The organism is Mesorhizobium sp. (assembly GCF_041661565.1).
Lineage (GTDB): Bacteria > Pseudomonadota > Alphaproteobacteria > Rhizobiales > Rhizobiaceae > Mesorhizobium.
In genome coordinates this window covers 101,118-109,621 of sequence record NZ_JBAZUD010000002.1, presented here as the reverse complement: position 1 = coordinate 109,621, position 8,504 = coordinate 101,118, and the positions used below count along the sequence as shown (strand labels likewise).

Below are 8,504 nucleotides of genomic sequence, written 5' to 3'. Positions count from 1 at the left end.
CGCCGGCGCGTTGGGCCTTGCCCAGCTGATGCCGGGCACCGCGTCGGAGCTGGGCGTCAACCCCTACGACATCGAGCAGAACCTGCGCGGCGGCGCACGCTACTTCAAGCAGCAGCTGGATCGCTTTGACGGTACCGTGTCGCTGGCGCTTGCAGCCTACAATTCGGGCTCCGGCAATGTCGAAACCTATGGCGGCATCCCGCCATTCCGCGAAACCCAGGACTACGTGCGCGACATCACGCAGAAATGGCTGCCGGCGTTTGGCGGATCGGACAAGTCAGGCATTCCGCTGAACTATGGCGGCACCGGCTTGGCCTATGAAGGCATGCGCTCCAGCACCATCGAGGCGCTCGCATTGACCCGCGCCACCGCCGACGGGTCGGGCGAGGTGGCGTCCTGGTTCGAGCAATTCGGCGCGGTTCCAACCGGCACCGTGCAGGAGAGCTGGGATCAGAATTCAGCCGCCCGCAACGCCTCGATCGACCTGCTGAACCGCATGATCGCGCTGTCGGCCAGCCTGGCCGACCTCGCCAACAGCGCCAACGCCGTCACGATGAGCGAGGTGTCGGGCGCCAATCGCTCGGGCCGCTACCAACAGGGGCACGGGCAGGGTTCACAGCCGGGCGCCGGCTCCTGCAATGACCGTGCCGGTGACGTCCCGGGCAGCGAGCCAAAGGCCTGCGCCGGCGAACCCGACCACCAAAACCAACTGCTTCTTGTGGCGCAATGAACTGGGAGATCTCGATGAAACGCATTCTGTTTCTGGTGGCCGGCATGGCCGTCGGCATGACGACGGCGCAGGCCGATATTCCGGTCATCGACAAGACAAATTATGCCGTCGCCAAGGACACGGCCGAAAAGACCGCCAGGATCCTCGACACCAACAAGGACATTCTGACCACCGTCGAAAAAACGTTGCAAGCGATCTCCGGCGACCGCAGCAGCGAGACGGGCACGCTCAAGGACATCGCCATCGGCAATGGCTTCAGCGTGACGTCGGTGCCGTCCTTTGACAGTCTTCTACAGAGCGGAATGCCGAATTTCGGCGCCATGGCACCCGAGATCGCCAGGACGGCGACGCTGTTCGTCAACGGACTGCAACTGGTGAAGTCGCTCTCGGGCAGGCAGGACAGCGCGCTTGCCAGCGACAAATCCTACGAGGAACTGGTCAAGACCGTCCTTGGCGTCTCCGCGCTCATCAATGGCTCGCGGCAGGCGGTTGAAAGCCGGCGCTCGGCGCTGGAGCGGGCGGGACAACAGATCGGCGCCGCGAGGGACATCAAGGGATCGATCGACCAGAACACGCAGCTCCAGGTGCAGACCGGGCTTACCCTCAACGAAATGATCGGGACGATGAACGCGGCGGTGCAATCGCTGCAGGCGGACAACCAGCGCAAGCTGACCGATATTTCCAATACAAGAAAAGCGCTGACCTACCAATGAGCACGACCAGGCCTTTCGCGAGCGCGGGCGTTGCCGCGGTCATCTCCGTGCTGGCGGCCTGTGCCGCGCCGGCGCAGAAATCCGCGCCCTGCAAGAGGCCGGCCGATCTGACCGGCTACGTCGCCGATCCCCGCCAGGACTGCGGCACAATGCGGCTGGTCGAGCCCGACAGCGCGGCCGTGCTTGCGGCAATCGACCGCCTCGCACGAAAAGCGGAGTAGACAGGCGGTGGACGATTTCGTCGGACAGCTCCTGCAGCGCATCGACGCGTCTGGCCAGAATTTCTCCCAGCGCGCGTTTGAAGCGCTGGGCAGGGATCTCGAACCACTGCTTCGGCTGCTCTTCATCCTGGCCGTGGTGTTTTATGGACTGCAGCTTTTCCTCGGCACGTCCCGGCTCAGCATGGCCGAGATCGTCGGCCGGCTTGCACGCGTCATCGTGATCTTCATCCTGGTCAGGACATGGTCGAGCTTCGATACGCTGGTCTATGACTGGTTGACGAAAGTGCCCGAAGCCGCCGGCCGCGCCGTGCTGTCGGCGTCCGGCACCGGCGTCACGGAGCCGAGCAACGGGCTTTCGCAGATCTGGAAGACAGCCAACATGGCTGCCTCGACATTCTCGGAGCAGGCCGGCTATTTTTCCGTGCTGCCGGCGCTGATCGGCATCGTGATCATGATCTTTGCCGGGCTTTTCGTGGCCATCGCGCTCGGCATCCTGGTGCTGGCCAAGGTCGTCCTGTGGGTGTTGCTCGGCACCGCGCCGATCTTCATATCCTGCATGCTGTTCAATCCCACGCGCAACTATGCAATGGGCTGGCTCAACCAGTCCCTGCTCTACGCGCTGATCCCGCTGTTCGTCTACGTCATCGCCGCCTTTCTGATTACGGCCATGGCGCCGGAGCTGACCAGGATCAACGAAGTCTCGGGGACCCGCGAGCTGAAGCTCAGCGACTTTGCGGCATTCATCATGCTTTGCCTCGCTGGATCGTTCGTCCTTGTCCAGGTCCAGTCGCTGGCGCAGGGCGTTGCCGGCGGCTTCTCAATGCCGATCGGCAATCGGTCACGCGCCTTCACCGACCGCGGCATCCTCTTGGGTCGCATGGCGATCGGCACCTCGTCGCGGCAGATGCAGAGCGCCGTTCACCGGGTGCAGGCCCAGCTTCATCCAGCCCGTTCCACGGCCCGCGAGACCATGCAACGGGCCATCACGGCCAACGCAACACCACAGCAATCCGCGTGAGCGTCAGCGGTGATTGTCCAAACCAGAACCGGCGGAAAGGCATGACACAGAGCACCGAGGACAGACTGGCAGCCTATTTCCGGGATGGAGAGATCTGGGAGATCGAGATCATCAAGCAGGCGAAGCGCTCGCGTCGCGTCGCCTGGTTCTTCGCGATGCTGTTTGCCGCGATCGCGGTGCTCAGCCTGCTCGCCGTCGTCGTGATGCTGCCGCTGAAGAGTTTCGAGCCCTATCTGGTCGAGGTCGACACCAACACCGGCTATACCGAGGTCAAGACCGGATTGACGCGACCAACCAGGCTGACGGAGCAGGAGGCAGTCACACAAGCCAACGTGGTTCGCTACATCCGCAACCGGGAGGGGTACGACCCTTACGCGATCGAAGAGCATTTTGGCATCGCGGCCCTTCTTTCGACCGGCGCCGCCGCGCGCGACCTGCAGGCTCTCTACAGTGCGGCCAATCCGCAAAATCCAGCCAAGGTCTATGGCAGGCTGAAAAGCGTCGCGGTGACGATCAAGTCAGTCAGTTTTCCCAATGCGTCGACGGCGATCGTGCGCTTTTCCAGCACCGAGAAGAGTGAGACCGAGGCAATCGACCGACACTGGATCTCGGTCGTGCGCTTTCGCTACACCGACACGCCGGTCAAGAACGAGTGGCGCTTCGAGAACCCGCTTGGCTTCCAGGTCTACGATTATCGCCGCGACCAGGAAACCGTGACGCCGGGGAGCCCGTGATGCGGCGGAGAACAGCGTTTGCCTGTGTGCTCCATCTGCTCGCCCTCGGTTCGGCCGCGCTCGCGGCGCAGACGCCGAAGGGCGGGGCGCTGGACCGGCGCGTTACCAGCGTGACCTATCAGAAGAACAATGTCGTCCAGGTGCTGGCCACCTATGGCATTTCGACCATGATCATCTTTGATGAGGACGAAAAATTCCAGACGATCTCGCTCGGCGACACCGACAGCTGGCAGGTCGTCCCGGCCGAAAAGGGCAACATCCTCTTCGTCAAGCCGACCGCCAGGAACGTGACGACCAACATGAACGTCGTCACCGACAAGCGGATCTACTATCTGGAGCTCCAAGACAACCAGCCGGAAGCCAACAGGCAAGTCTTCGGCATTCGCTTCGTCTACCCCGACAAGACCCTGGATGCCGCCTTGCGCAACGAGGCCGAGCAGCGCGCCGCTTGGCCGAACATGTCCGGCATCGACAAGGCCAGCGTCAACATCGACTATTCCTTCTCCGGCGACGCCGCGCTGAAGCCGCTGATGATCTTCGACGACGGCGCCAAGACGTTCTTCAAGTTCGAACGCCGCGTGCCGGCGATCTTCGCCGTCAATTCCGACTTCTCCGAAACGCTGGAGAATTTTCGCAGGGAAGGCGACTATGTCGTCATCGATGGAACGGCGACGCAGTTCACCTTGCGCGACGGTCCTCAATGGGGCTGCATCTTCAATCTGAAGAAGCCGGATTTCGGCGCTCCCGATCCCGGAATTCTCGGCCCGGTCGAGGACCCTCGAGCAAGCAGGCGCAGGGGGAGCGGCAATTGATCCAGCGCAGCCCCGAACTCGAGGCGATGGCGCGTGCCGACGAGCCCACGGTCGCCGACCGGTCCGTTCGCCGCAAGCAATTGCTCGGCGGGGCAATCCTGGTTCTGGCCGGCGTGGCCGCGGCCTATTTCGTTGTCACCGGCGGCCGGCCGCAGCAAGGCGATCCGTTGGCCGGCGACGAGGAATTCTCGACGACGTCGTTTCGGCCGCCCTCCTTTGTGCGCAACGGCGCGACACAACCAAAACCGACGCCAACGGAAGTGCTGCAAATCCCGCCGCCACCGCCGCCGCCGCCGCCAAAAGAGGCAGAGCGTTCCGACACGAGCGAGTTCAATGTTCCGCCTCCGCCCGTGGCGGCACAACAAGCTGACCTGGAGCCGCCGCCAGCCAAGGACGAATTCCCGAAACGATATCGCTCCAACATGATCGTGTTCGACAACAAGGGCGGTTCTTCCAGCAAGGAGTTCGGATCGACGTCAGGGGAGGGACAGGGCGGCGCCTCCGTGACGGGCGAGGATCGCAACAGCAAGTTCCTGGCGGCCGCGATCAGCCGCGATGATCGGACCGCGCAGGCAAGAAGGATCGGTCGCATCGATGCCCTGGTTGCGGAAGGGACTTTAATCCCCGGGATCCTGGAAACGGCAATTGTAAGCGACCTGCCTGGCCAGATCAGCGCAGTCGTCTCGCAGGACGTTTATTCCTTCGATGGCCGGCGCGTCCTCATACCGACTGGCACACGCCTGATCGGTGAATATCAGTCCGACATCGTGCGGGGTCAAAAGCGTGTGTTCGTCATCTGGACACGCCTGCTGCGCGATGACGGCGTCAGCCTTCGCCTCGATTCGGTTGGGGCCGACAGCCTCGGCCGTTCCGGCCTGACCGGGCGGGTCGACAACAAATACAAGGAGCGGTTTGGCGCCGCCATTCTGCTCTCCATCGTCGGCGGCGGCGCCAGCTATCTGGCGGGCGGCGGCAGCCAGTCGGCGACGGCCGGCGGCGACGACGGACAGCGCGCCCAGGACCTCGCGCGCACCACCTTGGCGCAGACCTTCTCCGACATGGCCAACCAGGCCCTTGGCGACAGCCTGAAGATCCCGCCGACCATCAGCATCCCGCAAGGGGAACGCATCTTTGTCTTCGTGCGCCAGGACCTCGATTTCTCGGCGCTCTACGATGACCCGCGCACCGAAGCGCTCAGGGAGATCAGGCATGAACGTGGTCTCGACTGAGCTCGCCCGCGAGCACAGGCATTATTTTCTCTACCGGGCGCTGGAGCCGCTGAGCCCGTTTCTGGCCGATCCGCGGGTCATAGAGGTGTCGATCAATCGACCGGGTCATGTCTATGTCGAGCGGCTGGGCGAGGAGCATATGGCGTTCTTTGCGGCGCCTGAACTGACAACGGCCGAGATCGTCAACATCGGCGAACGCGTGGCCGCCTCGACGAACCAGTTCATCAGTTCGGCCAACCCGATCCTGAGCGCGGCACTTCCCACGGGCGAGCGCATCCAGATCGTGCTGCCGCCGGCGGCTGCCGACGGCGGCGCCATCTCGGTGCGCAAGCAGGTCGTCAGCGATTTCAGCCTCGACGACTATCGAGACAGAGGTGCGTTTGACCAGGTCCTGGTGAGGATCGGCGGCGCGACCGACGTGGATCGTGAGCTGACGAAGCGTCTCCATGCCAGGGATGTTCATGGCTTCCTGCGTTGCGCGATTGCCAATCGCATTTCGATCCTGATCAGCGGCGGCACCTCGAGCGGCAAGACGACTTTCCTCAATGCGTGTCTCAAATCGGTCGACCCGCTCGAGCGGGTCATCACCCTGGAGGATACCAGGGAGCTGTTTCCGCCGCAGGCCAATGCGGTGCATCTGTTGGCCTCAAGAGGCGACCAGGGGACCGCCTGCGTCACCATCGAAAGTCTGCTGGAGGCCTCGCTGCGCATGCGTCCCGACCGGCTGTTCGTTGGCGAGGTGAGAGGCCAGGAAGCGTTCTTCTTCCTTCGCGCCATCAACACCGGACATCCAGGCTCGATGACGACGGTGCACGCCGACACGCCGCTTGGCGCCTACGAGCAATTGGCGATGATGGTGATGCAGTCGGGTCTTTCGGCGGCCTATCCGAAGGCGGATCTGATCTCCTATATCCGCGGCGTGATCCCGATCGTCATCCAGCTCCGGCGCGAGGGAGGCCGGCGCTGCGTCTCGGAAATCTACTTTGAGCGCCTGGTGGCGTCATGACAGGCGCCTTTCGCCTTCTCTACATCCTGTTTTGCCTGGCGACCGCCTTCGCCATCTGGCTCCTGTGCTACGGTCTGGCGTTGAAGCTCCTCTACGGTGACGCCCGCATCATCGCAGCGACGCTCGCGACGAACCCCTTTGTGCCTCTCCGACAGCTCGCGGTCTATGGCGGCAATCGCGCCCTGCAGCAGGCGGCGTCAGGGGCGGCAGTGCCCGCGCTCCTCGTCGCCGGGCTTCTCGCCTATGCCGGCCTGCGCATGCCGTCCAACCCGCTCGGCGACGCGCGCTTTCAAGATGCCCTGTCGCTGCGCCGGGCAAAGTGGTTTCGCCGCAGCGGCCACATATTGGGATCGTTCGGGCGCCGGCTCCTGCGCGTCGACGACGAGCGCCATCATCTTGTCATTGGTCCCACACGCTCCGGCAAGGGTGTCTCATACGTCATCCCCAATGCCCTCGGTCACGAAGGCTCGATGATCGTCACCGATCTGAAAGGCGAGATTTTCCAGTCCACGGCGGGCTATCGCAAGGCGACGGGCAGCCAGGTCTTCCTGTTTGCGCCGGGGTCCGAGCGAACGCACCGCTACAATCCGCTGGACTTCATCCGCCCCGATCGCGGCGACCGGACCACCGACATCCAGAACATTGCCGCAATCCTGGTCCCCGAAAGCGTCGATTCGGAGAATTCGATCTGGCAGGCAACGGCCCAGCAGGTGATGGCCGGGGTGATCGGCTATATCAACGAGAGTGCCTTTTATGACGGCCGGCGCAATCTCGGCGAAGTGGCGGCCTTCTTCAACAGCAGCGTCAACCTGCAGGCGTTGATGGCCCTTATCAAGGCGAAAGAGCCCGATCTGTCGCGCTTCACCGTCGAGAGTTTTAACGCCTATATCGCGCTTTCGGAGCGCGCGGCCGCCTCGGCACTTCTCGACATCCAGAAGGCGCTGCGACCTTTTCGGAACGAACGCGTGCTCGCGGCCACCTGCGTCACGGACATGGATCTGCGCGCCCTGAAATACCGCCCGATCTCCATCTACCTGGCGCCGAACATCACCGACGTCACACTGTTGAAACCGCTGCTGGCTCTGTTCGTCCAGCAGGCCCTCGACATAATCTTGCTGGAGCATGGGCGCTGCCCGGTGCCGGTCTACTTCCTCCTGGATGAGTTCCGGCAATTGAAGAAGCTGAGCGAAATCACCGCAAGACTGCCCTTCGTCGCCGGCTACAACGTCAAGATGGCCTTCATCGTGCAGGATTTGAAAAACCTCGACGAGATCTATGGCGAGACCGCGCGCCAGTCCCTGATGGGCAACTGCGGTTACCAGCTTGTGCTTGGCGCGAACGACCAGGCGACCGCCGAGGCCGTGTCGAAGAGCCTTGGCCGGCGCACGCTGCGCTACCAGACCTTGTCCCGGACGATCGAGCCGATGGGCTTTTCCCGGCGCACCAAGGTGGAGCAGTTGAGGGAGCGGGATTTGATGATGCCGCAGGAAATCCGCCAGCTGCCGCCCGACAAGATGCTTGTGATCGCCGAAGGGCAGAACCCGATCCTGGCCGACAAGTTGCGCTTCTTTGCGGTGAAGCGGTTGCGAGAGAGGGAGCTTTACTCTCGCGCTCACATTCCCTTCGTTCCGGCAATGGAATTCCTGCCGTCGAGACCCGTTCCCGCGACGACGGCATCGTATCAGATGGCCGGCACGAAAGGCACGGATGCCGCGCGCCAACGATCCGCCGCGCTGGCCGCTTCCCTCCCGGCCGACAAGAACCGGGAGGCATCGGCCCCTGGCGAACAGGCCGTAAGGGCTGTCGAGGCGCGGTTCAACGTGGCGGCGAGACGCCTGAAGGATCTGATCGCGGGCAGACCCGAGGCGCTTGCGTCAGGCAGCGACACGAAGAACTGGTCGGCAATATTCGACGAGACGGTCCCTGACGCCTGGTCGGAACTTGAGTCGGAAGACGCAACGATATCCCCTGGCGTGATGGGCGCACCAAGGCCGGCATCGACGGATGCCAGCAGCCCGGTCACCGGAGTGCCTATCTGAAC

Annotated in this window: 9 protein-coding genes; all 9 read left to right on the top strand. The window is 63.3% G+C overall.

The window, feature by feature from the left end; genetic code table 11:
- On the top strand, positions 1-730 hold a 730-nt coding region (locus tag WC739_RS00975), incomplete at its 5' end, for a lytic transglycosylase domain-containing protein (protein ID WP_372951131.1).
- Positions 731-744: 14 nt separating this feature from the next.
- Positions 745-1,443, top strand: coding sequence for a type IV secretion system protein (locus WC739_RS00970; protein ID WP_372951130.1), 699 nt, complete (start codon positions 745-747; stop codon positions 1,441-1,443).
- Positions 1,440-1,664: a hypothetical protein gene (locus WC739_RS00965; protein WP_372951129.1), complete on the top strand. Its 225-nt coding sequence runs from the start codon at positions 1,440-1,442 to the stop codon at positions 1,662-1,664. Before WC739_RS00970 ends, WC739_RS00965 begins: the two co-directional genes overlap by 4 nt.
- A 7-nt stretch (positions 1,665-1,671) precedes the next feature.
- Positions 1,672-2,682: a type IV secretion system protein gene (locus WC739_RS00960; protein ID WP_372951128.1), complete on the top strand. Its 1,011-nt coding sequence runs from the start codon at positions 1,672-1,674 to the stop codon at positions 2,680-2,682.
- A gap of 41 nt (positions 2,683-2,723) precedes the next feature.
- Entirely contained in the window at positions 2,724-3,416 is a 693-nt protein-coding gene (locus WC739_RS00955) for a virB8 family protein (protein WP_372951127.1), read from the top strand.
- On the top strand, positions 3,416-4,228 hold the full coding sequence (virB9, locus tag WC739_RS00950; protein WP_372951126.1) for a P-type conjugative transfer protein VirB9: 813 nt from the start codon (positions 3,416-3,418) through the stop codon (positions 4,226-4,228). The genes WC739_RS00955 and virB9 overlap by 1 nt, the downstream gene beginning before the upstream one ends.
- On the top strand, positions 4,228-5,457 hold the full coding sequence (gene virB10 / locus WC739_RS00945) for a type IV secretion system protein VirB10 (protein ID WP_372951132.1): 1,230 nt from the start codon (positions 4,228-4,230) through the stop codon (positions 5,455-5,457). The genes virB9 and virB10 overlap by 1 nt, the downstream gene beginning before the upstream one ends.
- A complete protein-coding gene (virB11, locus tag WC739_RS00940; RefSeq protein WP_372951125.1) occupies positions 5,438-6,463 on the top strand; it encodes a P-type DNA transfer ATPase VirB11 in 1,026 nt (341 codons plus the stop codon). The genes virB10 and virB11 overlap by 20 nt, the downstream gene beginning before the upstream one ends.
- Entirely contained in the window at positions 6,460-8,502 is a 2,043-nt protein-coding gene (locus WC739_RS00935; protein ID WP_372951124.1) for a type IV secretory system conjugative DNA transfer family protein, read from the top strand. The genes virB11 and WC739_RS00935 overlap by 4 nt, the downstream gene beginning before the upstream one ends.
- The last annotated feature ends 2 nt before the right edge of the window (positions 8,503-8,504 follow it).

What these genes read in the sequence shown, in the direction of transcription:
- WC739_RS00965 (WP_372951129.1), top strand. Translation starts at nt 1,440, where the DNA reads ATGAGCACGACCAGGCCTTTCGCGAGCGCGGGCGTTGCCGCGGTCATC.
- virB11 (WP_372951125.1), top strand. Translation starts at nt 5,438, where the DNA reads ATGAACGTGGTCTCGACTGAGCTCGCCCGCGAGCACAGGCATTATTTT.
- WC739_RS00935 (WP_372951124.1), top strand. Translation starts at nt 6,460, where the DNA reads ATGACAGGCGCCTTTCGCCTTCTCTACATCCTGTTTTGCCTGGCGACC.
- virB9 (WP_372951126.1), top strand. Translation starts at nt 3,416, where the DNA reads ATGCGGCGGAGAACAGCGTTTGCCTGTGTGCTCCATCTGCTCGCCCTC.
- WC739_RS00955 (WP_372951127.1), top strand. Translation starts at nt 2,724, where the DNA reads ATGACACAGAGCACCGAGGACAGACTGGCAGCCTATTTCCGGGATGGA.
- WC739_RS00970 (WP_372951130.1), top strand. Translation starts at nt 745, where the DNA reads ATGAAACGCATTCTGTTTCTGGTGGCCGGCATGGCCGTCGGCATGACG.